Raw genomic sequence first — 21,692 nt, forward strand, 5'->3', positions numbered from 1 at the left:
TTTGCCCCGCCCGGAAACGGGCGGTTTTTTTTGCGCCGGCGAATCAGAACCGCACGCTTACCCCGGCCCTGACACCGTGGTCCTGCGCCCCGCTTGCGAGCTGCCCTTGGTATGACAGATCGAACGACACCTTGCGCGACACCTGCACATCCAGCCCCGCTTCCAGCACCGCGCTGTTCTTCGCGATGGGTACGCCGGCCACGGTAAATGCATCGCCAGCGGAGAATGCCTGGGTGGCTGTGGGCTTCAAGTCGCCGAAGGCGTAGCGCCAGCCCAGCGATCCCCGGGCCGTGGCTTGCGCGCTGCCCAGTTCGAAACTGGACATGACCCGCGAACCCAGTGTCGTGTACGTGGTCTCGGTGGTCTGGCTGTTCGCGCGCAGCGCCGCCGCGCCGCCGCTCTCGGTATAGCCGTCGGTCTTGAGATTGACATAGGCCACATTGGCGAAAGGCTCGAACGCGGCAACGCCAGTGTCTATGCGATAGCTGAGGTCCGCGAACACCTGGGCGGTACGCCCGTCGTAGCTGGCCTTGAGCCGGTCTGAATAGCCGGGCATGGAGACCGAGCGTCGCGTGGCGATGTCGTGCCAGCTATAGCTCAGGCCGCCACGCAGGCCCAGCGCGCCCCACTGGCCGCCGCCGTAGGCGCCCAAGTGGTAGTTATCGCTATCGCCGGAGGAAGAGCGGTCCCGCACGTCGAAATCCGTGCGGCTGTAGCCCGCCATCAAGCCCAGGCGCCAAACGTCGGACACCGGGGCATCTACCCCCAGCAGGAAGCCGCCGGTCGAACTCTTGACCTGGGCGGCATTGCCGTCGCCGTCGATCTGACGCCAGGATCCCAGGCCCTGAATCCAGCTGGCGGGGCCCATTGCGGTCGCCGCGGCCAGCCTGGCGCCGTCTCCGGCGGACGCCAGGACCGGCGCCGACGATGCCCCAACCGCGCCAACGGCCGAGCGCAAACGCTCGCTGGCGGCGTCGCGCACATAACGGCTGTCCTCGAGCAGCACGGTCTTGGCCGATGCATGGATCTCGCCGGACAACTGGTCGAAGCTGGTGCGCAACAGGCCCTTGTCATCCGGCATCACCGCCATCGCATCGTAGAGCTCGTTGCCTGCCGCCATGCCGATACTGTCGATGGCGACGGCCGCCGCGCGCTGGTTGCGCGTCGCGGCGGCCGAGGCCATGGCCGTGGCATTGCGCGTCAACTCAAGTGACACGCGGCCCGCGCCATAGTCATAGCCCAGGCGCGGCGTCAGGAACGCGTAGTCCGACGTCACCGTATCGAACTGGCCGGACAAGGTCCCGTCCGCCGCCAGTATCGTGTAGACCGAACGCAAGCCATAGCCGCCGCTGAGGCCCACATGGGCCACGGAACCGCCATTGAGCGTAGCGTTGCCAGTAACGTGGACGAGATCGGCGTCGGCGCCCTGCGGATTGGTTTCCACGGCGTATCGCGCGCCGTTCTCGATGACGAGGTCGCCATCGACGGTCAGCGTGCCGATGGAATTGCCCGGCGCCAGCGTGCCGCCGGCCGCCACGGTCACTGCCGAGCCGATTCCCGAGCCCACGGTCCCCACACCGCCGAGCACGCCGCCCGCGCCGATGTTGAGTGCGCCGCCCAGCTTGCCATTCAGGACCAGCCGGCCGCCCTGGACCGTGGTGCTGCCGGTGAAGCCGGAACTGTCGCCAGTCAGGCCCAGCGTGCCGGCGCCGCTCTTGACCAGGGCGCCGCTGCCGGAAATGGCGCCGCCGAAGGTGGTGTTGGCGTTCTGCTCAAACACCAGCGTGCCATTGTTGTCGACGCTGCCCCGGATCGAGCCGGCATTGCCGATCAGCGTGCCTTCCTGGATCCGGGTGTTGCCGTAGGCGTTGCCCGCGTTGTCCAACCGCAGCGTGCCGGCTCCGGTCTTGATCAGATCGGCATTGCCCGAGACTGCGCCGACCAGCCCCAACGTCGCCCCGCCTGCCACGTCGAAGCGTCCGGCCTGCGTCAGCGCCATGGCGCGCGCGGTATCGAAGGAGGCCGAAGCCGCCAGCGTGCCGCCAGTGAATGCCACGCCGCCAGCAGCCGCCCCCAGGTTCGCATCGCTGGCGACCTGCAACGTGCCGCCGGCTATCGTGGTGCCGCCGCTGTAGGTGTTGTTGCCGCTCAGGATCAGCGTGCCCGCGCCTGCCTTGAGCAGCGACCGTCCGTCCCAGCCCGTCGCAACGTTGGGCGCCTGGTCCGCCAGATCCGCGCCGACCACGAACCGGTTGGCGGCATCGCTCAGCGTGAACGTGCCATGCGCCAGATTGTTGCCCGCGGTCCAGCTCAGGTCGTAGCTGGCGAGATATTGCAGGCCATCGGCCGACTTGCGCGTGTTGACCGTGAGGTAGTCCACCGTGCCGTTGAAGCCGCCCACGCTCACCGACCCGAAGTCGCCGCGGATGCCGTCGCGAGTAGAGATCAGCACCTTGTCGAGCTGGCTGGCGCTGCCTATGCCGCTGAGGGCGAAGGCGACGCCCTCGCCCAGCGTCAGCCCGCCCGCCTGCAAGGACGGGCCGCCCGCGCCGGCTGCAATGTCCAGAAGGGTGCCATCCGCCAGATTGACATCGCCCGCCACCGCCAGCGTCGCCGGCCCCTGAACCGACAGGGCGCTGCCCGCAGCGCCAACGTTCAAGTTGCCCGTCAGGCTGTTGGCCGCGCCCGCTACGCCATCGCCATACTGCAAGACGCCGCCCGTGACCTCGGCCGATCCCCCCAGGACGCCCTGCACCACCAGCCGGCCGCCAGACACGGTTGTCTTGCCGAAGTAGGAATTGCTGCCGTCCAGGCTCAGCGTGCCCGCGCCGTTCTTGACGAGCGCGCCGTTGCCGGAGATGGCGCCGGCAAAGCGCGCATCGGCGGCCTGCTCGAACAGCAGCCTGCCGCTGTTGTTGATGTCGACATTGCCCGAGATCGAACCGGCATGGCCGATCAGTGTGCCGGCCCGCACCCAGGTATTGCCGTAGGCGTTGGCCCCATTGTCCAGGCGCAGCGTGCCCGCGCCGGACAGGAACAGGTCTCCACTGCCCGTTATGGCGCCGCCCAAGCCCAATGTCGTGCCGGCAGCCACGTCAAAACTGTTTACCTTCGTCAGTTCGACCGCCCGCGCGGTATCGAAGCTGCCCATGGTCGCCAAGGTGCCGCCGTCGAAACTCAGACCGCCGGACGCGGCTCCCAGATTCGCATCGCTCGATACCTGCAACCGGCCTCCTGAAATCAGCGTGCCGCCGCCATAGCTGTTGCTGCCGCTCAGAACCAGCGTGCCATCGCCGCTCTTGGCCAGCGCGCCCGCTCCCGACACCGTGCCGGTCAGGCCCAGCGTGGCGCCAGCGGCCACGTCGAATCTTCCCGACTGCGCCAGCGACACGGTACGCGCGGTGTCGAACGAGGCCGTAGCGGCGAGCGCGCCGTCGCCGAAGGCCAGGCCGCCGGTAGCCGCGCCCAGATTGGCATCCTGGTCTATCTGCAGCGTGCCGCTGGCGATCGTCGTGCCGCCGCCGTAACTATTACTGCCGCTCAACACCATCGTGCCGGCGCCGTTCTTGACCAAGGCTCCAGCACCCGACACCGCGCCCGTCAGTCCCAGCGTGGTGTTCGCGGCCACGTCAAAGCGCCCCGTCTGTCCCAGCGTAACGGCGCGTGCCATATCGAAGCTGGCGGTGGTCACCAGCGTGCCTTCGCCAAAGCGCAGCCCCCCGGCGGCGGCGCCCAGGTTGGCATCGCGATCGACCTGCAACGTGCCGCCCAGGATGGCCGTGCCGCCGCTGTAAGTGTTGGCGCCCTGCAGCACCAGCGTGCCTGCGCCAGCCTTGGTCAGGGTCTTGCCGTCCCAACCGGCGGCGACATTGGCGGCCTGGTCGGAAAGTGGCAACCCCAGCGTGAAGCTGTTCGACGCATCCGTCAGCGTGAAAGTGCCATGGGCCAGATTGTTGCTGGCGGTCCAGCTCAGGCCGTAGGTGGCGAGGTACTGCGTGTTGTCGGCGGACTTGTGCGTGTTGACGGTGAGATAGTCGACCTCTCCGGTGAAGCCGCCCACGCTGACGGCGCTGAAGTCACCGTCGATGCCGCCCGTGGGCGCGTGGATCAACACGGTATCGAGCGCGCTCTTGTCGGCGATGCCGCTCAGCCTGAACACCACGCCATCGCCCAGCGTGACCTTGTTTGCCTGCAATAGTGGACTGCCCGTGCCGGCCATCAAGTCCAGCACGGTGCCGTCGGCCATTTCCACATCGCCCGCGACCGCCAGCGAGGCGCCCCGCTGCACCGCCAGCGTGCTGCCGGCGCCGGAGACCTTCAGGTTGTCGCTCAGGGAGTTGGCCGCGCCCGTGACGCCATTGCCGTACTGCAAGACCCCGCCCGTGACGGCGGCCGAACCTCCCAATTGGCCCAGCACCACCAGCTTGCCGCCGGACACCGTGGTCCTGCCGCGGAATGAGCCATTGGCGCCGGTCAACAACGTGGTACCGGCTATCTGGTTCAGACTATGTGAGCCGGCGCCTGTACTCAACAGCGGCGTCGAAAACGTGTAGGCAGGCTCGGTATGGTTGAAGTTCACGGTCGCAATGCCGGCGCCGAACTGGATCGCGCTGGCATTGAGCGTGCCGGCGCCTACGGCCGGCTGCCCCGCCGCCGCGCCGATATTGATCGTGCCGGAGGTGGGAAAGATAAAAAACCGGTCCTGCGCCAGGGAAATGGCCCCTCCACCGTTCACGCCGACGCTCACTGTGCCGCCTTGCGCGATCGTCAGGCTGCCCGCCCCCGTTCCTATGCCGAACCCCAGGGTCATCGCGCCGCTGTTGTCCCAGGTGGAGCCGATGCCGCGGACAACGACGTTGCCGCTGCCGCCCATGCTGCCCACATAGCTGTCTTTGTTCGAGACAAAGCCCCCCGATTCGATGGTCAACGTGCCCTGTCCGTTGACATCGCCCACCCTGAGCTCGCCGCCATTGGTCCAGGCGGAGCCGCCCCCCGACACCAGAAAGGCGCCGCTGCCGTTCTGGGTGCGCCCGACAACGCCATCGACGCTGGTCGCATATCCTCCCGCCAGGACCGACACGCTGCCCCGCCCGCCTTCGGAGCCAACCAGCAGCACCGCGCGATTGCTCCAAAGCGACCCGACACCGGAAACCGTCACTTTCGCCGCGTCGTTCTGCTGAGCATCCACCGTTGCAAACTGGTTCGAGACCGTGCCGCTACTGAAGATGCTCAGCTCTCCGGGCCCGGCGCCGCCGACGAAAAGGTTGTCCGTCAGCGCCCAGGTCGAGCCCGGGCTGAACACGCTGACCCGGGCCGTGGCGCCTGGCGCTTGTCCGGCGTCGATACGTCCTTCGGTGGTGCCCAGAATGTTGAGGATCTGCAGGTTTCCGCCCGTGACGGTGGTTTTGCCGACGAAGCCTGAACTATTACCGACCAGCCGCGTGGAGCCGGCATAGTGATTGAGCTGATGCGTGCCTGCATCCCTGCTGACCAGCGCCGCGGCGAAGTCGTGGAAGTTGTTGGTGTTGAAGTTCAGCGTGCCCGTGCCCGCGCCGAACTGGAGTAGCGACGTCGCCAGGAAGCCAGCGCCCACGGGTGCAGCGCCGGGAGCCGCGCCGATGTTGATCGTGCCATCAGCCGAGGCCGAGTCGGCCAGAATCACCGTGTAGCCCGGCGATATCGTCATCTGGCCCCCGTCGGCGGCGGTCAATGTTCCTACACCGGATATGCCCACATATAGCGGGGCGAAGGCCACCATATTTGGACCTGAGTAGGGTGCGAAAGTAGCATCGCCGGTAAGGGTGACCATCGGCCCCGCCTGCGCTTGGCCGGCCGCGCCCAGGGCCGCCAGCAGCATCGCCATCAAGGGCAGGCGTCTGCGCACGGATCTGCTTGCATGGCGGCCACCCTTGCCTTGCCCTCGCACGTGCTCGCTTACAACCTGCCACAAGCCTACGCTGCGGTTGAAGACAATGCGATACGTACGGTTCATGGCGCTCTTCTGTAATCGTGGCCCGCTCGGGCTGACGCCAGGCGGACGCGTGTGGAATCGGATGGCGCGGGCCGCGTAACCCGCCGATTACAATTAGAAAAGCGATTCGTAACCATGCATATCACTGAAACTGGGTAATTTCAGGGGTCACGAGTGCTCCAGCACAAACGGTCGCTATTGCACCAGTCCTCTGCCTCGACCAAGGATCCGCGCCCTGCACTCCGGTTGTTGATGCGCCGCAAACCCGTCTATGCTCAATGTGAAATAAATATGACCGGTCATCAAATCGCCCCCCTCGTTTGATTAAGATCTCGGCTTTTGCCGTTGGACACCCGCCGCCATGTCGGAACAGGAATTGAAACTGCACGTGCCCGCGGCTTCGCGCCAGGCAGTGCAGCGAGAGATCAAGCAACGCGAGGCGACCCGTATCCGCCTGCATGCCATGTACTTCGATACGCCCGAACGCGAGCTTGCGCGGGCGCGCATCGCCATCCGGCTGCGCCAGGAAGGCCGCGACTGGGTGCAGACGCTGAAGATGCCCGGCATCAACGCCATCACCCGCATCGAACTCAATCACCCGCGGCCGGGTCCGGTGCTGGACCTGTCGGTCTACGCCGGCACCGAGGTCGAAGCCGCGCTGGCGGCCGTCAAGGGCGAACTGGGCCTGCGCTACGAAACCGACGTGCAGCGCCTGCTGCGCAAGGTCCGCACGCGCTACGGCACAGTGGAACTGGCCTACGACACCGGCATCCTGCGCGCCGGCGCGCTGGAGCTGCCCATCTCCGAACTGGAATTCGAACTGGTGTCGGGCCGCCCCGCCGCCATCTTCGCGGCGGCGCGCGGCTGGCAGCAGCGCCACAGCCTGGTGCTGGATCCGCGCAGCAAGTCCGAACGCGGCGACGCGCTGGCCCAGCTGGCGCAGCGCCTGGCCGATGCCGACGCCATCCCCGGCGATGACCTCGAAGCCCGCCGCGCGCAAGCCATCGCGCAATTCTGGGCGCCGCGCGGCGCGGCATCGGTCAAGCTGCGCGAAGACATGACGGCCCCCCAGGCCATGGCGCGCGTCGCGGCGGAATGCCTGGACCAGATCGCGCGCAACGCCTCGGTGCTGGCCGAGGTCGACACCGAAGGCGTCTACCGCGCCGGCAACTCCGAACACGTGCATCAGCTGCGCGTGGGCGTGCGCCGACTGCGTTCGGCCTGGAAGCTGTTCGACGGCTGGATCGCGCCGATTCCCGACGCCCTGCTGCAAGGCGTGCGCACGCACTTCGCCGCCTTCGGCGCCAACCGCGACCAGGACGTGCTGAACGAAACCGTGGCGCCCGCGCTGATGCGCGCGGGCATGCCGGTGATCCCCATGGAAGCCGCGCCCCCGGAACAGGATGCGCGCAGCATCGCCGGCGGCAAGGCCTTCCAGGCCTGGCTGCTGGAGCTGCTGGAATGGAGCCTGGACGTGCCGCCGGCCCTGCCGTCCACGGAAGGCCAGACGATAGCCAACGGCACGCCCAGCGACGCTGCGCCCGAGCCCGCCATCCGGCTGGAAGGCGGCGTGGCGGCGCCCAGCGTCAAACCCACCATCATTCCGATGCTGGCGCCCGAACCCGATCCGCAACGCCTGCACAAACAGCTCGCGCGGCGCCTGCATCGCTGGCACAGCAAGGTGGCCGACCAGGGCACGCAATTCGCGACGCTGGACATCCCCACGCGCCACGAATTGCGCAAGCGCGGCAAGCGCCTGCGCTACAGCCTGGCGTTCGCCGAGTCGCTGCTGCCCTCGGGCAAGCTGCGCGGCTATCGCAAGCTCTTGTCGCGCGTGCAGGATGTGCTGGGCGAGATCAACGACCTGGCGGTGGCCAAGGACTACTACGAGTCGTGTACCGCCACCCACCCGCAAGCCTGGTTCGCCCTGGGCTGGATCAGCGCGCGCCTGGAAGAACTGGCGGAGGATGCGCAGAAAGCCTTCGACGACCTGGCCGCCAGCAAACCATTCTGGAAGTGATGCGGGCTTGAATGCAAAAGGGACGGCATGCGCCGTCCCTTTGTTTTTGCCGACGCAAGCGCGCCGGATCCACGGGCATCAATCCGCCAGCAAGGCCCCGGCGAACTCGTCCGCCACGAAGGGCTGCAGGTCTTCCAGGCTTTCGCCCACGCCGATCCAGTACACCGGGATCGGGCGCACGCCCTGGCTGCCCGCGGCCACGGCGGCCAGCGTACCGCCCTTGGCGGTGCCATCCAGCTTGGTCACGACCAGGCCCGTCAGATTGATGGCGGCGTCGAAAGCGCGGATCTGCGCCAAGGCGTTCTGGCCAGTGTTGCCGTCCACCACCAGCAGCACCTCGTGCGGCGCGGCGGCATCCGCCTTGCCGATCACGCGGCGGATCTTCTTCAACTCTTCCATCAGGTGCAACTGCGTGGGCAGGCGGCCTGCGGTATCGACCATCACCACGCCCATGCCGCGCGCGCGGCCCGCGTTGACCGCGTCGAACGCCACCGCCGCCGGATCGCCGCCGTCCTGCGAGATCACCGTCACGTTGTTGCGGCTGCCCCATTCGATGAGCTGCTCGCGCGCGGCGGCGCGGAACGTGTCGCCGGCAGCCAGCAGCACGCTGGCGCCCTGGCGCTGGAAGGTGTGGGCCAGCTTGCCGATGGAAGTGGTCTTGCCGGCGCCATTGACGCCGGCGATCATGACGACCAGGGGCTGCGTGCGCTTCAGGTCGAAGGCGCGCTCCAGCGGACGCAGGTGGTCCGCCAGCAGCTGTCGCAGGGCCGTCTTCACTTTGGCCGGGTCCTCGATGCGTTCCTTCTTGACCCGGGCGCGCAGCGCGGTCAGGAGCTTTTCGGTGGCCTCCAGGCCCGCATCGGCCATAATGAGCGCCGACTCGAGTTCCTCGAACAAGTTCTCGTCGACCTTCACGCCGACGAAGATGCCGCCGATGCTCTGGCCCGTGCGCGACAGGCCCTGCTTCAAGCGGGACAGCCACGAGGCCTTCTTGGGAGCTTCAGCGACGGGTTCGGGAGCAGGCGCGGGAGCCGGTACGGCCGGCGGAGCCGCAACGGGCGCAGGAGCGGAGATCGGCGCCGGCGTTGCTACCGCTGGCGCGGAAACCGCGACAGGTGCGGGAGCCGCCGCCGGGGCAGGCGCTGGCGCCGGCACAGGCGCTGGTGGCGACGCCTGAACGGGTGTCGACGAAAACGCTGCGGGCGCAACCGGCGCGGACGTTGCCGCCGGCGCTTCCTGCGGCGCAGCAACAGGCGCAACAACCGGCGTTGCAGCCGGGGCGGCGGCGGCCGGGGCGATGCCCGGTTCGCGGCGCGGCTCGGGGGCCACAGGCGCCGGCGGCGCGGGAGTGACCGGGACGGCGGCGGGCTCGGCAGGCGCGGCTACGTCGTCTGCGACTTCCGGCGGCGGCGCGGGTTGGACCGGCGCGGCGGGCGGAGGGGATTTTTTCTTGAAGAAGCGGCTAAACATGGGTAACAAGTATATTCGTATCGTCGGGGGCCAATACAGACGCACCCCCATTGCCGTACCCGACGTGGAGACGCTGCGCCCCACGCCCGACCGGGTGCGCGAGACGCTGTTCAACTGGCTCAATCATCTATGGGGCGGCGAATTCGCCGACAAGCAGGTGCTGGATCTGTTCGCCGGCAGCGGCGCCCTCGGCTTCGAGGCCGCCTCGCGCGGCGTGGCGCATGTGCAGATGGTCGAGCGGGACAAGACCGCCGCGTCCGCGCTGCGGACACTGCGCGACAAGCTCAAAGCCGACATGATACGCATCCACGTGGGCGACGCCATGCAGGTCGCCGAACGCATGGATGCGTCCCGGTTTGACCTGATCATGCTGGATCCGCCCTTTGGCCAGGGCTGGCTGCCGCGCCTGTGGCCGATTCTGCCGGGCATTCTTACCGAGCATGGGCTAGTCTACGTAGAGGCGGAAAGCCCCATCGAAGCCCCCGAAGGATTCACGATCTTGCGGCAAGACAAGGCAGGCGCGGTCCACTACCATCTGCTGGAATTTGCTGCATTGCGCAAATAGGTCAATAATCCGAGCTTCGGAGGATGGTGTACACCACTTATAACGGTACGGAGCTCGTATGATCACCGCTGTATATCCCGGCACTTTCGACCCGCTGACCAGAGGCCACGAGGATCTGGTCCGCCGTGCCGCCACGCTTTTCGACAAAGTCGTGGTTGGGATCGCCATTAGCCGCAACAAGAAGCCTTTCTTCAGCATCGACGAGCGCGTGGAAATCGCGCGCGAAGTGCTGGGCCACTATCCCAACGTGGAAGTGCAAAGCTTCGGCGGCCTGCTCAAGGACTTCGTGCGCGACCAGGGCGGCCGCGTCATCGTGCGGGGCCTGCGCGCCGTGTCCGACTTCGAGTACGAGTTCCAGATGGCTGGCATGAACCGCCATCTGCTGCCCGACGTCGAAACGCTATTCATGACGCCCTCGGACCAGTACCAGTTCATCTCGGGCACCATCGTGCGCGAAATCGCGCAGCTGGGCGGCGACGTGAGCAAGTTCGTGTTTCCGTCGGTCGAGCGCTGGCTGCAGGAAAAGGCCAAGGAACGCCGCGAACAGTCCTGGCCGGGCTGAGCCCCGGCGGACAGGTATTGCTCCACCCTCGAAGGGCGCGCAGAGCGCCCTTCTTGCGCTGTGCGGCCGAGGCGGGCGGCGGCGCTACAATGCGCTTAGCCCCACCCGCCCAACCCGCAGCCCGCCATGGCCCTGACCATCACCGAAGAATGCATCAATTGCGACGTTTGCGAGCCCCAGTGCCCGAACGACGCAATCTCCATGGGCGAAGACTATTACGTCATCGACCCTGACCGGTGCACCGAATGCGTGGGCCACCACGACGAGCCGCAATGCAAGGTGGTCTGCCCGGTAGAGTGCATCGAGCTGCACCCGCAATGGAAAGAAGGCCAGGAACAGCTCATGGCCAAGTACCGCCGCCTGACCGGTGCCGCATGAGCGACGCCGCGCAGTCCAGCATCGACCTTCCCCCTTCCCGCCACCACGCCCGCCGCGACCTGTCCGCCTCGGCCATTGCCGCCGGCCTGGTCGCCGTCCTGGTCAGCTTCGGCGGCACCGCCGTGCTGATGGTGCAGGCAGGCCATACCGCGGGCCTGGATTCGGCCCACATCGGTTCCTGGATCGGCTCGCTCAGCCTGGCGTTCGGCTTGGGCGGCGCGGTATACAGCCTGCGCACGGGCCTGCCCATCGTCATGGCCTGGTCCACTCCCGGCGCGGCCCTGCTGGTCACCGCGCTGGCGGGCGTTCCGTTCAACGAAGCCATCGGCGCCTTCATCCTGGCGGCAGCCCTGACGCTGGCCTGCGGCCTGTTCGGCTGGATCGATCCCATCCTGCGCCGCATCCCCGGCGAAATCGCCGCGGCCATGCTGGCGGGCGTGCTGCTCAATTTCGGCATGGGCGTCTTCAGCAACATCAAGCAGCAACCCGCACTGGTGCTGGCGATGTGCGCGGCCTATCTGGTGTGCCGGCGCTGGGCGCCGCGCTACGCGGTGCTGGTCGTCATGCTGGTGGCCATCGCCCTCGCCTTCGGACTGAACCTGATCCAGCTGGACCTGCTGGACTGGCGCTTCACTGAATTCGTCTGGACCACGCCCGCGTTCAGCGCGCAGGCCGCGGTCAGCCTGGGCATTCCGCTGTTCGTCGTCGCGATGGCTTCGCAGAACCTGCCCGGTCTGGCCATCCTTCAGGCCGCCGGCTACCAGCCGCCCGCCTCGCGCCTGGTGGCGGCCACCGGCCTGCTGGGCCTGCTGGCCGCACCCTTCGGCGCGCACAGCGTCACGATGGGCGCCATCAGCGCCGCCATCTGCACCGGTCCCGAAGCGCATGCGGACCCCTCCAAGCGCTACATCGCCGCCGCCACCTACGGCCTGGGCTATGTCGTGCTGAGCGTCGTGGCCGGCGCCGTGGCCGTGTTCTTCCAGGCCTTGCCCGCCGCCCTGCTGGCCGCGCTGGCCGGGCTGGCACTGCTGGGCACCATCATGGGCGGCATGGCCGCGGCCATGGCCAACCCGCAACGCCGCGAAGCCGCGCTCATCACGCTGCTGGCCACGGCCTCGGGTTTCAGTTTCTGGGGTATCGGATCGGCCTTCTGGGGCCTCGCGGCGGGCCTGCTGGCCCACGCGGCATTCGAGTTCAAGCGTTCGGGCGCTCAGGCCTGAAGCAGCCCAAGCGCGCCTGGGCCTATTCAGGCAGGCCAGGCGGCCACGGGCGTGTCGGGATGCACCTTCATGATGCGGCAAGGCACTTGCACGAAATTCGAGATCCAGGCCGCGGCCAGTTCCCCTTCGTCGATCACGTCGACCACCTGCTCGCCCACCTTCATGCTGTAGCGCACGCTGTCGTCGTCTTCGATGACGTCCAGCGGAATATCCATGCGCAACATGCCCGGCGCCTTGAGCACCAGGTAGCCCAGCCGTAGTTCGACCGTGACCTCGGCCAGCCGCGGACACAGGGCGCGATTCAGCCACTGCCCTGAATCATTGGCGATCAGCCATTGCCGGTGGTAGCCCGCGGCCTCGGCCTGCGTGGTGGCGCCGCACTCGGCCACGGGTTGGAAGTGTCCGGCGTTCATTTGCCCAGCAATCCCTTCAAAGCTTTGTCGACGGCCGCGCCGCCCTTGCCCTTGCCCGTCACCGCTTCGCGCAGCTTGTTTTCCAGGCTGCGCTGCAGAATGCCGCCGATGGCGTCCTTCCACAGAACGGTGTAGGTAGGCTTGTCGAACGGACCCTTGACGTGCACGGGAATGGTCACGTCCTTCAGGTCTATCAGTTCCTTGCCTTCCGGGTTGGCCGCCGGGTTGACGACGCGCGCACGCGCCACCAGGTCCAGCTCGCTCTTGACGAAGTCTATGGTGGCCGGTTCGCCTTGCGTCACGCGCAGCAGGGGCGACACCACGTTCAGGCGCTTTACCGCAGCCACGCCCTTGGTGAAGGCCAGGTCTGCGTCCATCTCGGAGAATTCCGTCTGCTTGCTGGTGTCGGAGGCGACGGTTTCGTTCTGCGATTCGGGCTTGAAGGCGGCCTTCAACTCGCGCAGCGTCTGCGTCAGGTTGATGCCCTTGACCGCGCCATCGCGCAGGCGCAATTGCATGGTGCCGCCCAGGCCGCTCTTCATGGCATAGGCGTTGGCGCCCGCCGTCTTCAGGTCCAGCGCGAGGCTGCCCGTGCCGCTCAGCACGTTCTGGCGCGCCAGGTCCATCAGGAACGGTTCGATGGCGATTCCGGCCAGCGACATCTTGGTGGCCAGCTGGTTGCCCTGCGCGGCGTCCACCGACAGGTTGCCCGCCAGCTTGCCGCCGTAGAGGCCGGCCGTCAGGCTGGAGATGTCCAGTTTGCCCTTGTCCAGCTTGACCGCGGCGCCGACGTCATCGGCCTTCAGGCCGCGCACGACCAGCTTGCCGACCTTGATCGTGCCGTTGACGCTGGGGCCGATCAGCGCCGACAGGTCGATCGTATCGTCGACCGGCTTGGCGGCAGCCGGCGCCGGGGCAGGTTGCGCCGGCTTGCCTTCTTCCTTCTTGGCTTCGGCAGGCGGCTTGGCCGCGGGTTGGGCAGGCGTTGCCGCCGCGGGCGGCACCAGCTTATCCAGGTCCAGCGTGTCCACCACCAGCGCGAAATTCACCTTCGGCGAGTCGCTCAGCTTGGTAATGTCCGCGCTCAGGTCGAACTTGCCGCCTTCCAGCACCGCGTTGATCTTGCTGGTGGCCTGATCCTTCAACAGGTCCGCCGTCACGCTGCCGATCACCGGGATCTGCAGGCTGCCCTTGGGCAAGCCGGGATCGGTAATGTTGACGTCGCCGCGCAGGCCGGACAGGCCGCCGCTGCGCTGCAGCAGGTTCAGGGACAACGGCGAGGCGAAGTTCAGCTTGACGATCCGTTCGCCGTTCTTGGACGTGCTGTCCAGCTTGGCTTCCTTGATATCCAGTTCGCCGGCGTTGCCGCTGATGCCGTTCAAGCCGAAGCTCGCGTCCAGGCCGCTGATGCGCACGCGGCCCGTGAGCGCTTCTCCCGTGGCCGAGGCCGGCGAGATGTTGAGCGCGGGCGCGTCCACGGCGAATTCGAAGGGACCGTCAGCCACGCCACCCTTGGCGCGGATGGCCAGCTTTTCGATCTGCAACTGGCTCTTGTGGGGGTCGATCGCCAGTTTGGGAATGGCGACGCTGGCGTCCACATTGGTGGCCCGGGCGGCGGGATCGGTGACGTCGCCCTGGAACACGACCTCCAGGCCGGCGATATCGAGCGCCGATTTCTGCCCATTGAAGGCCAGATTGCCGCGCACCGCCAGGCTCTTGGCTTCGGCGCCCGGCAGCTTGCCGTCCATGCGCAGGTCCAGCTTCTGCGCCGCATAGCGCTTGGCGGACGGATCCAGCGTCAACAGGGCCTGACCAGTCAGATTGGCGTCCACGCGTGGATTGCCGCCCTCGACGCGTGCGGTCATGCGCACGTCAAACGGCTGATTGAAGGTGACGCGGCCGGTGTTGGCGTTGATCTTGGTGACCGCCACCGCCATGCCGGTGATGGCGTCCTGCAGCTGCACTTGGCCGTCCTTCAGGTCCAGCCCGGCGATGTCGATCTGCATGTTGTTGCGCGGCTGCGGCAGGTTGCCGTTGGCCAGGGCCTGCACCGCGCTCTGCGCCGCGCCCGCCAAGGCTTCGGCGGGATTGGCCGGCGCCGCCGTGATCGGCGCGGTGCCGCCCACGAGATTGCTGAAATTGAACTGGCCCTGCTTGTCCCGCATCACACGGGCCTTAAAGCCGGTGATGGCCACGTGGTCCACCACAAAGCTGTTGGACAGCAGCGGCCACACCGCAACCGCCAGGCGGGTGCTGTCGATGGAAGCGAAAGTTTCCGGACTATTGGGCTCGGACAGCGACACGCCCTGCACCGACAGGCCGATGCGCGGGAAGAGCGACAGCTCGATCTCGCCGTCGATCGTCAACGTGCGTTGATAGCGTTGCTGGACAAGCTCTTCCAGCTTGTACTTGTACGCGTTGGGGTCGAATGTCAGCAAGAAGATGGCCAGGCCAACGACGGCCACGACAACCAACACTACCAGGCCTATCAAAATGCGCTTGAACCACGTTTTCATTGCTGCCCCGTCGGTACCTCGACTGGAAATCCTTGAATGCCGTCCGCGGCGCCAGGCGCGCGGAAGGTGCTTTGTCAGCGGAAAAACCGCCTGGCCTATGAAGCCATGGGCCTTTCAGGGCGTGCCCTGTCTCAAGCCGAGCCTGGGGCTGCGGCGCCGAAAAAGGGGAATCTGCCAAGGAAAGCCTGATGAAGACGCCGGCTAGGCCAGCGTACAGATAGCGCTATCGTAACAAATCAGGCTGGCTTCGCGCGGGCCGCCGGGCAAGGCTGCGCAAAATCAGCACTATCCCCATCGGCCCCGCGCCTCGAAATCCGGCCCGAACCTGACAACTTTCTGTCTGGGGGATTGTAGGGCTAGAATGATTGATACATCAATCATTGATAGATCCAGCAATGTCCGCCCCCGCTCCCAGCACCCCGCATTCGCCCGGCCAGGTGCTCCCTTTCCGCCAGACCCTGCTCGCCATGCTGGGCATGTGCTTCGTCATGATGATGGTCGCGATCGACCAGACCGTGGTCGGCACCGCGCTTCCGACCATTGTGGCCGAACTCAAGGGCTTCGAACTGTATGCATGGGTAGCGACCTCTTACCTGCTGACTTCCGTCATCACCGTGCCCATCTTCGGCCGCCTGGGCGATTACTACGGGCGCAAGCCGTTCGTGGTGGCGGCCATTGTGCTGTTCACCCTGGCCTCGGTGCTGTGCGGCGCGGCCGACAGCATGTTCACGCTGGTCCTGGCGCGGGCGCTGCAGGGCATAGGCGGCGGCATGCTGGTGGGCACCGCGTTCGCGTCCATCCCCGACCTGTTTCCCGATCCCCACGTACGGCTGCGCTGGCAGGTCATGCTGAGCTCCGCCTTCGGCATCGCCAACGCCGTGGGGCCGACCCTGGGCGGCGCGCTGACCGAGCACTACGGCTGGCGCTCGGTGTTCTACGTCAACCTGCCCATCGGCATACTCGGCCTGTGGTTCGTCACCCGCTATCTGCCGCACCTGCGCAACCACACGACCGGCCGCGTACGGCTGGACTGGCAGGGCGCGCTGCTCATCGCGCTAGCGCTGGGCAGCCTGCAACTGCTGGTCGAATTGCTGCCCAAGGAAGGGCTAAGCGGGTCCATCATGCTGCTGGGCGTGGGCAGCGCGATCGCCTTCGCCGTGCTGCTCTGGTGGGAACGGCGCTGCCCGCATCCGCTGCTGCCGCTGGACATGTTCCGCAACCGCGGCCTGGCCATGCTCTTCACGCTGGCCCTGCTGGTGGGCGTAACCATGTACTCGCTGCTGTTCTACGCACCGCTGCTGCTGCAGGGCGGCTTCGGGCTGTCGCCCCAGGACGCGGGCCTGCTCATCACGCCCATGGTGGTCTTCATCACCGTGGGCAGCATCATCAACGGCCGCATCATCACCCGCATCCGCAATCCCAACTGCATGCTGTACGCGGGCTTCATCCTGATGGCGCTTTCATGCACGGGCATTGTTACCACCCATAGCTATACGTCACATGCGCTCATCGCCGCATACATGCTGATGGCCGGCCTGGGCATGGGCTTCATCATGCCCAACCTGACGGTCTTCGCACAGCAGACCGCCGGCCGCAGCCACCTGGGCATCGCCACCGCGCTACTGCAATCGCTGCGCATGATAGGCGGCATGCTGGGCACGGCGATCGTCGGCACCATGGTGAGCCACAGCTATTTCAGCGGCGTCGAATCCACGCTGCGCGGCGCCTCCGCCCGCTGGCTGCCCGAGCTGAACGATCCGCAGATGCTGGTCAATCCCCAGGCCCAGACGCAGTTCCTGGCACAATTGGCGCATCAAGGCCAGGACGGGACCTCGCTGATCGAGATCGCGCGCGTCGCGCTCGTCGGCGCCATCCACGAAGGGCAACTGATCGCCCTGGCGGTTGCGGTGTTCGCGCTCTGGTGCGTGCGGCGCGTGCCGCCGATCCAGTTGATCCGCCCCTCCAAACCAGAGCCGGCCGGCGTCGGAGAATAGCTTTTGCCCAAACAACAACAAGGCTTGCAGGTCATCCAGCACATGGGACAGGCCTACCGCGGCATGCAGAACGCGTTCAGCAGCACGGTCGGCCACGCCCTGCCCCGCTGGCGCATCCTGCTGGCGCTGCATGAATGCGGCCAGTGTTCGCAGAAGCATCTGGCCGAACGCTGCCGGCTCGACCCCGCATCGCTCACGCGCCAGTTGCAGGCCATGGAAAAGCTGGGCTGGATCGCGCGCGCAGTGGACCCGCAAGACAACCGCCTGACCAACGCCAACCTCACGCCCGCCGGCCAGGCCGTGGTGGATGACGCCCTACCCAAGCGGGCCGCCTTTTTCGAGGAATCGCTCAAGGGCTTGTCGGCTGCGGACATCGATACGTTGAATCGCGTGCTGAGCGTGCTGGAGGCGAATTTCCTGCGGGCTGGGACGGACAAAGCGCCAAACTAGAACAGGCAGCGCCGCCATAAGAAGAGCGGTATCGGCCCATAGCCAAATGCGATTCGCGAGGAGTCGGGATCATCCAGAATACAGGCCGTTCCCCTACATAAAAACAAAGAGGCGGCAAATGGATTCTGTATATCTGGTGGTTACCCTGGGCGCGGTCATCGCGGGTTTCGTGCAGGGCCTGTCGGGCTTTGCGTTCGGCCTGGTGGCGATGTCGTTCTGGGCCTGGGTGCTGGATCCGCGCCTGGCCGCGACGCTCGCGGTCTTCGGCGCCCTGGTCGGGCAGATCCTCGCCGCCATCACCGTGCGGCGCGGCTTCGACCTGTCGCGATTGCTGCCTTTCGTGGCCGGCGGCCTGTTCGGCATTCCGCTGGGCGTGGCGCTGTTGCCGCGCCTGGACATGGACTGGTTCAAGGCCATCCTCGGCGCGCTGCTGGTGATCTGGTGTCCCGCCATGCTGTACGCCAAGAACATGCCGAAGATCTCCGCGGGCGGCCGCGCCGCCGACGCGGCCGTTGGCATGGCCGGCGGCGTGCTGGGCGGCATCGGCGGTTTCACGGGTACGCTGCCCACCTTGTGGTGCACGCTGCGCGGCTTCGACAAGGACGCGCAACGCGCCATCATCCAGAACTTCAACCTGTCCATGCTGCTGGTCACCATGGGCACGTATCTGGCAAGCGGCATCGTCACGCGCGCCATGCTGCCTATGTTCGCCATCGTCGCCGCCGCCATGCTGGTGCCGGTGTTGCTGGGCGCGAAGCTTTACATAGGCATCAGCGAAGCGCGCTTCCGGCAGATCGTGCTGGGCTTGCTGACGGGATCGGGGGTTGCCTTGCTGGCGTCGGCAGTGCCGCGGCTGCTGGCGCGCGTGGCATAGTTCCGCGCATGCAACAGCACGGACAAGGAATACCCATGAATCCCGATCGTCACTACCTCGTCATCCAGGCCCATGCCAGCGAATTTCCCGAGCCCATGTTCGTACGCAAAGGAGATCGCGTGGCAGTTGGTGAGCGGTACGATGGCCCCGAGGGTTGGCCCGACTGGTATCACTGCACGCCCGCGAATCAGGAGGCCGGCTTCGTGCCGGCGCAATTCCTGGACCGCCATGCCGACGTCAGCGCCACGATGCTGGAGGATTTCACCAACAAGGAATTGGATGTCGCGGAAGGCGACATGTTGCGCGGTGAACGCGAATTGAATGGATGGGTATGGGCGGTCAGGCTCATAGACGGCGAGGCGGGCTGGGTGCCGCTTGAAAACTTACGTCTGTGCGGTCAAGCCATCTGCTGATGCGGTTCAACTCGGCCGCTACCGGTCAGCCCGCTATTCACCGCATGATTTGCGGCGAACAACCAGCCCATTCGCCGCAACTACTCATGGTCTCACCCTTCATGCCTTTCCCGCAAAGCCCTTCCGGGACGCGAACGGCGCGCATTGCTCGTGGCGCTGCACCATGAAAAACACCCCAAAGATCGGACCGGGGTCCAATCTTTGGGGTGCATGGCGAAACGTTCAGCTTCGCTTAGACGTTGAACAAGAAGTTCATCACGTCCCCATCCTGCACAATGTATTCCTTGCCTTCCGCGCGCATCTTGCCCGCTTCCTTGGCGCCCTGCTCGCCCTTGTAGGTGATGTAGTCCTCGTAGGCGATGGTCTGGGCGCGGATGAAGCCGCGTTCGAAGTCGGTGTGGATGACGCCGGCGGCCTGGGGCGCGGTGGCGCCGATCGGCACGGTCCAGGCGCGCACTTCCTTCACGCCCGCGGTGAAGTAGGTCTGCAGGCCCAGCAGCTTGAAGGCGGCGCGGATCAGGCGATTCAGGCCGGGTTCTTCCATGCCCATATCGGACAGGAAGGCTTGGCGGTCGGCGTCGTCGAGGTCGACGATTTCGGATTCGATGGCGGCGCAGATGGCGACCACGGGCGCATTGCGCGCAGCGGCGAACTCGCTCAGGCGGTCCAGCAGCGGATTGTTGGTGAAGCCGTCGTCGGCCACGTTGCCCACGTACATCGCGCGCTTGGCGGTGATGAAGCAGAGCTGGGCGATATCGGCCTTTTCCTCGGTGGTGAGGTCCAGCGCGCGGATCGGCTTGGCTTCGTTCAGCTGGGCGATGCACTTTTCCAGCACGGCCACGATGCGTTGCGATTCCTTGTCGCCCGAGCGCGCCGTCTTCTGATGGCGCTGCAGGGCCTTTTCAGCGGTCTGCAGGTCGGCCAGGGCCAGTTCGGTCTCGATGACTTCGATGTCGGCGATGGGATCGACCTTACCGGCCACGTGGATCACGTTGGGATCTTCGAAGCAGCGCACGACGTTGACGATGGCGTCGGTTTCGCGGATGTGCGAGAGGAACTGGTTGCCCAGGCCTTCGCCCTTGCTCGCGCCGGCAACCAGGCCCGCGATGTCGACGAATTCGACAGTGGCGGACAGGATGCGTTCGGGCTTGACGATTTCAGCCAGCTTCTGCAGGCGCGGATCCGGCACTTCGACCACACCGACGTTGGGCTCGATGGTGCAGAACGGATAGTTCTCGGCGGCGATGCCGGCGCGGGTCAGAGCGTTGAAGAGTGTCGATTTGCCTACGTTGGGCAGGCCGACGATGCCGCATTGCAGAGCCATGGGAATCCTGTGTAAGTACGGTATTGATCGTTAACGTTCTAGTTTACCCCGGCTGGGCGCTCGAGCCCTGCCGGCGAGGCCGCCGTTGCGGCCCCGGTTAAGTCGCGGCGGCCGGGATCCAGCGCATGATGATCCAGATCATCAAAATAGGGCCGGCATTGAAAGCGGAGTGCAGCAGGATGGCCGCACCGATTCCGCGCCGCACGCGCATCCAGCCCAGCACCAGGCCCGTCAGCCATTGCGGCAGCACCAGCAGCGGCAATAGCCAATACGGCGTCTTGCTGTAGACGAAGTTGGTCAGGTGCACGGCGGCGAAGCTCAGCGCGACCAAGTGGAACACCAGGCCGAAGTGCTGCAGGTAATAGCGCCGCCAGGTGGTGTCCCAGCCTTGCAGCGGTTCGGCGCGCTGGCGCGCGCCCCAGCACGCCAGGATGACGAATGCGGCCAGCAGCAGGCCGGTCCAGACCTTGGGCCCCCACAGCACCACGGGCACCATCGCCGGGATCAACCACAGCGCCTGCCTGGGGCGGCGCAAGCCATAGCGGAACAGAATCTCTTCGACCAACGGCGCCCAGATCACGGCAGTCAGCCAGGGAATGTTGGTGGGATCGAGCCGATGCGTGACGCCACCCAGGCCGGCCGCGGCCACTGCAACCGGCCCCAGGGCGAACAGGTTCACGGCCCACAGCAGCGCAGCCCAGGCCAGCAGGCGGCCCGGCCCCAGGCCCGGCCACCAGTCGGCCACCAGGCCGCTCGCGGCCGCGCGGCCCGGCAGGCGCGAAGCCGGATGCGGATGACGGATGAAACGCCAGAAATCCGCGACCTCGCTGCGAAAGCGCAGTTTTTCGCCAGACACCGATGCCGATTGCCGCCGGGCTGTCATCAGGCCTCGTTGCCGCTATGCAGCTGACGCGTGGCCAAGGGGAAATCGCCGGCCAGCATCGCCGGCACCACCGCGCGGCAACGGTCGATGACCGCTTCGATCTCTTTCTGCTCCTCGCGGCGCGGCGGATGCAGGACAAAGTCCGCCACCTGCTGGGCCAGGCCCAAGGTACGGGGATGGCCGATGCCGATGCGCAACCGCCAAAAGTTGGGGCTGCCCAGCGCCGCCTGGATGTCCTTCAGGCCATTGTGGCCCGCATGGCCGCCGCCCTGCTTCAGTTTCACCTGGCCGGGCATCAGGTCCAGCTCGTCGTGCAGCACCAGCACCTGCTCCGGCGTCAGCTTGTAGAAGCGGGCCAGCGCGCCGACCGCCTGGCCGGAACGGTTCATGTAGGTGTTGGGCTTCAACAGCAGCACGTTGTCCGCGCCCAGGCGGGACTTGGCCACCATGCCAAAAAAGGACTTCTCCAGCGCAAAGGAAGCGCGCAAGTCGTCCGCCAGGTGGTCGGCCAGCCAGAAGCCGGCGTTGTGCCGGGTGGTTTCGTAATCAGGGCCGGGATTACCCAGTCCCACGATGAGGCGTATAGGAGTAGACATGATGGGGGTGTTTAAACCAAAAAACCCTGCGCATGCAAATGCA

16 protein-coding genes are annotated in these 21,692 nt (G+C 66.4%); 9 read left to right on the plus strand and 7 right to left on the minus strand.

Translation table 11 applies throughout. From position 1 onward, the window contains the following. Window positions 1-43: 43 nt before the first annotated feature. Window positions 44-5,992, minus strand: coding sequence for an autotransporter domain-containing protein (locus tag AC6LKD_RS01095; RefSeq protein ID WP_498114786.1), 5,949 nt, complete (start codon window positions 5,990-5,992; stop codon window positions 44-46). A 340-nt stretch (window positions 5,993-6,332) separates the two neighbouring features. On the opposite strand from AC6LKD_RS01095, the gene AC6LKD_RS01100 reads away from it, so the two are divergent. After that, entirely contained in the window at window positions 6,333-7,991 is a 1,659-nt protein-coding gene (locus AC6LKD_RS01100) for a CYTH and CHAD domain-containing protein (RefSeq protein WP_498114787.1), read from the plus strand. Between the two features lie 78 nt (window positions 7,992-8,069). Here AC6LKD_RS01100 and ftsY read toward each other — a convergent pair whose 3' ends face one another. Then, the gene (gene ftsY / locus AC6LKD_RS01105; protein ID WP_498114805.1) at window positions 8,070-9,146 is read right to left on the minus strand and encodes a signal recognition particle-docking protein FtsY; all 1,077 of its coding nucleotides are present in this window, start codon (window positions 9,144-9,146) and stop codon (window positions 8,070-8,072) included. Window positions 9,147-9,459: 313 nt separating this feature from the next. Here ftsY and rsmD point away from each other — a divergent pair, with 313 nt between their 5' ends. The 4 genes from rsmD to AC6LKD_RS01125 all read left to right on the plus strand — a co-directional run bounded on the left by rsmD (window position 9,460) and on the right by AC6LKD_RS01125 (window position 12,186). Beyond that, window positions 9,460-10,026, plus strand: coding sequence for a 16S rRNA (guanine(966)-N(2))-methyltransferase RsmD (rsmD, locus tag AC6LKD_RS01110; protein ID WP_492274303.1), 567 nt, complete (start codon window positions 9,460-9,462; stop codon window positions 10,024-10,026). 58 nt (window positions 10,027-10,084) lie between these two features. After that, window positions 10,085-10,588 (plus strand): pantetheine-phosphate adenylyltransferase, encoded by a 504-nt coding sequence (gene coaD, locus AC6LKD_RS01115; RefSeq protein ID WP_013396175.1) that lies wholly within the window; start codon window positions 10,085-10,087, stop codon window positions 10,586-10,588. A 126-nt stretch (window positions 10,589-10,714) separates the two neighbouring features. Then, window positions 10,715-10,966: a YfhL family 4Fe-4S dicluster ferredoxin gene (locus AC6LKD_RS01120; protein ID WP_006385941.1), complete on the plus strand. Its 252-nt coding sequence runs from the start codon at window positions 10,715-10,717 to the stop codon at window positions 10,964-10,966. Continuing rightward, a complete protein-coding gene (locus tag AC6LKD_RS01125; protein WP_013396176.1) occupies window positions 10,963-12,186 on the plus strand; it encodes a benzoate/H(+) symporter BenE family transporter in 1,224 nt (407 codons plus the stop codon). Before AC6LKD_RS01120 ends, AC6LKD_RS01125 begins: the two co-directional genes overlap by 4 nt. A 26-nt stretch (window positions 12,187-12,212) precedes the next feature. Here AC6LKD_RS01125 and AC6LKD_RS01130 read toward each other — a convergent pair whose 3' ends face one another. After that, window positions 12,213-12,599, minus strand: coding sequence for an MOSC N-terminal beta barrel domain-containing protein (locus AC6LKD_RS01130; RefSeq protein WP_498114788.1), 387 nt, complete (start codon window positions 12,597-12,599; stop codon window positions 12,213-12,215). Next, window positions 12,596-15,115 carry an AsmA family protein gene (locus AC6LKD_RS01135; RefSeq protein WP_492274302.1) on the minus strand — a complete coding sequence of 840 codons (2,520 nt, stop codon included), beginning with the start codon at window positions 15,113-15,115 and terminating at the stop codon, window positions 12,596-12,598. Before AC6LKD_RS01135 ends, AC6LKD_RS01130 begins: the two co-directional genes overlap by 4 nt. A 395-nt stretch (window positions 15,116-15,510) precedes the next feature. On the opposite strand from AC6LKD_RS01135, the gene AC6LKD_RS01140 reads away from it, so the two are divergent. The 4 genes from AC6LKD_RS01140 to AC6LKD_RS01155 all read left to right on the plus strand — a co-directional run bounded on the left by AC6LKD_RS01140 (window position 15,511) and on the right by AC6LKD_RS01155 (window position 18,846). Then, window positions 15,511-17,109 carry an MDR family MFS transporter gene (locus tag AC6LKD_RS01140; RefSeq protein WP_498114789.1) on the plus strand — a complete coding sequence of 533 codons (1,599 nt, stop codon included), beginning with the start codon at window positions 15,511-15,513 and terminating at the stop codon, window positions 17,107-17,109. 3 nt (window positions 17,110-17,112) lie between these two features. Further along, window positions 17,113-17,559, plus strand: coding sequence for a MarR family winged helix-turn-helix transcriptional regulator (locus tag AC6LKD_RS01145; RefSeq protein WP_498114790.1), 447 nt, complete (start codon window positions 17,113-17,115; stop codon window positions 17,557-17,559). 118 nt (window positions 17,560-17,677) lie between these two features. Continuing rightward, entirely contained in the window at window positions 17,678-18,433 is a 756-nt protein-coding gene (locus tag AC6LKD_RS01150) for a sulfite exporter TauE/SafE family protein (RefSeq protein ID WP_498114791.1), read from the plus strand. 35 nt (window positions 18,434-18,468) lie between these two features. After that, window positions 18,469-18,846: an SH3 domain-containing protein gene (locus AC6LKD_RS01155; RefSeq protein WP_498114793.1), complete on the plus strand. Its 378-nt coding sequence runs from the start codon at window positions 18,469-18,471 to the stop codon at window positions 18,844-18,846. Window positions 18,847-19,078: 232 nt separating this feature from the next. On the opposite strand, the gene ychF is transcribed toward AC6LKD_RS01155, so the two are convergent. The 3 genes from ychF to pth form a co-directional block, all read right to left on the minus strand. Next, window positions 19,079-20,170, minus strand: coding sequence for a redox-regulated ATPase YchF (ychF, locus tag AC6LKD_RS01160; RefSeq protein ID WP_498114794.1), 1,092 nt, complete (start codon window positions 20,168-20,170; stop codon window positions 19,079-19,081). Between the two features lie 97 nt (window positions 20,171-20,267). Then, window positions 20,268-21,053, minus strand: coding sequence for a CPBP family glutamic-type intramembrane protease (locus tag AC6LKD_RS01165; RefSeq protein ID WP_498114795.1), 786 nt, complete (start codon window positions 21,051-21,053; stop codon window positions 20,268-20,270). Further along, a complete protein-coding gene (gene pth, locus AC6LKD_RS01170; protein WP_013396185.1) occupies window positions 21,053-21,649 on the minus strand; it encodes an aminoacyl-tRNA hydrolase in 597 nt (198 codons plus the stop codon). Before pth ends, AC6LKD_RS01165 begins: the two co-directional genes overlap by 1 nt. Window positions 21,650-21,692 lie beyond the last annotated feature (43 nt).

Source organism: Achromobacter sp. D7-1, from assembly GCF_059760445.1.

Coding starts and splice junctions, on each gene's coding strand:
- AC6LKD_RS01130 (WP_498114788.1), bottom strand. CDS start 12,599: ATGAACGCCGGACACTTCCAACCCGTGGCCGAGTGCGGCGCCACCACG.
- AC6LKD_RS01135 (WP_492274302.1), bottom strand. CDS start 15,115: ATGAAAACGTGGTTCAAGCGCATTTTGATAGGCCTGGTAGTGTTGGTT.
- AC6LKD_RS01125 (WP_013396176.1), top strand. CDS start 10,963: ATGAGCGACGCCGCGCAGTCCAGCATCGACCTTCCCCCTTCCCGCCAC.
- pth (WP_013396185.1), bottom strand. CDS start 21,649: ATGTCTACTCCTATACGCCTCATCGTGGGACTGGGTAATCCCGGCCCT.
- ychF (WP_498114794.1), bottom strand. CDS start 20,170: ATGGCTCTGCAATGCGGCATCGTCGGCCTGCCCAACGTAGGCAAATCG.
- rsmD (WP_492274303.1), top strand. CDS start 9,460: ATGGGTAACAAGTATATTCGTATCGTCGGGGGCCAATACAGACGCACC.
- AC6LKD_RS01100 (WP_498114787.1), top strand. CDS start 6,333: ATGTCGGAACAGGAATTGAAACTGCACGTGCCCGCGGCTTCGCGCCAG.
- AC6LKD_RS01150 (WP_498114791.1), top strand. CDS start 17,678: ATGGATTCTGTATATCTGGTGGTTACCCTGGGCGCGGTCATCGCGGGT.
- coaD (WP_013396175.1), top strand. CDS start 10,085: ATGATCACCGCTGTATATCCCGGCACTTTCGACCCGCTGACCAGAGGC.
- AC6LKD_RS01155 (WP_498114793.1), top strand. CDS start 18,469: ATGAATCCCGATCGTCACTACCTCGTCATCCAGGCCCATGCCAGCGAA.
- AC6LKD_RS01095 (WP_498114786.1), bottom strand. CDS start 5,992: ATGAACCGTACGTATCGCATTGTCTTCAACCGCAGCGTAGGCTTGTGG.
- AC6LKD_RS01120 (WP_006385941.1), top strand. CDS start 10,715: ATGGCCCTGACCATCACCGAAGAATGCATCAATTGCGACGTTTGCGAG.
- AC6LKD_RS01140 (WP_498114789.1), top strand. CDS start 15,511: ATGTCCGCCCCCGCTCCCAGCACCCCGCATTCGCCCGGCCAGGTGCTC.
- AC6LKD_RS01165 (WP_498114795.1), bottom strand. CDS start 21,053: ATGACAGCCCGGCGGCAATCGGCATCGGTGTCTGGCGAAAAACTGCGC.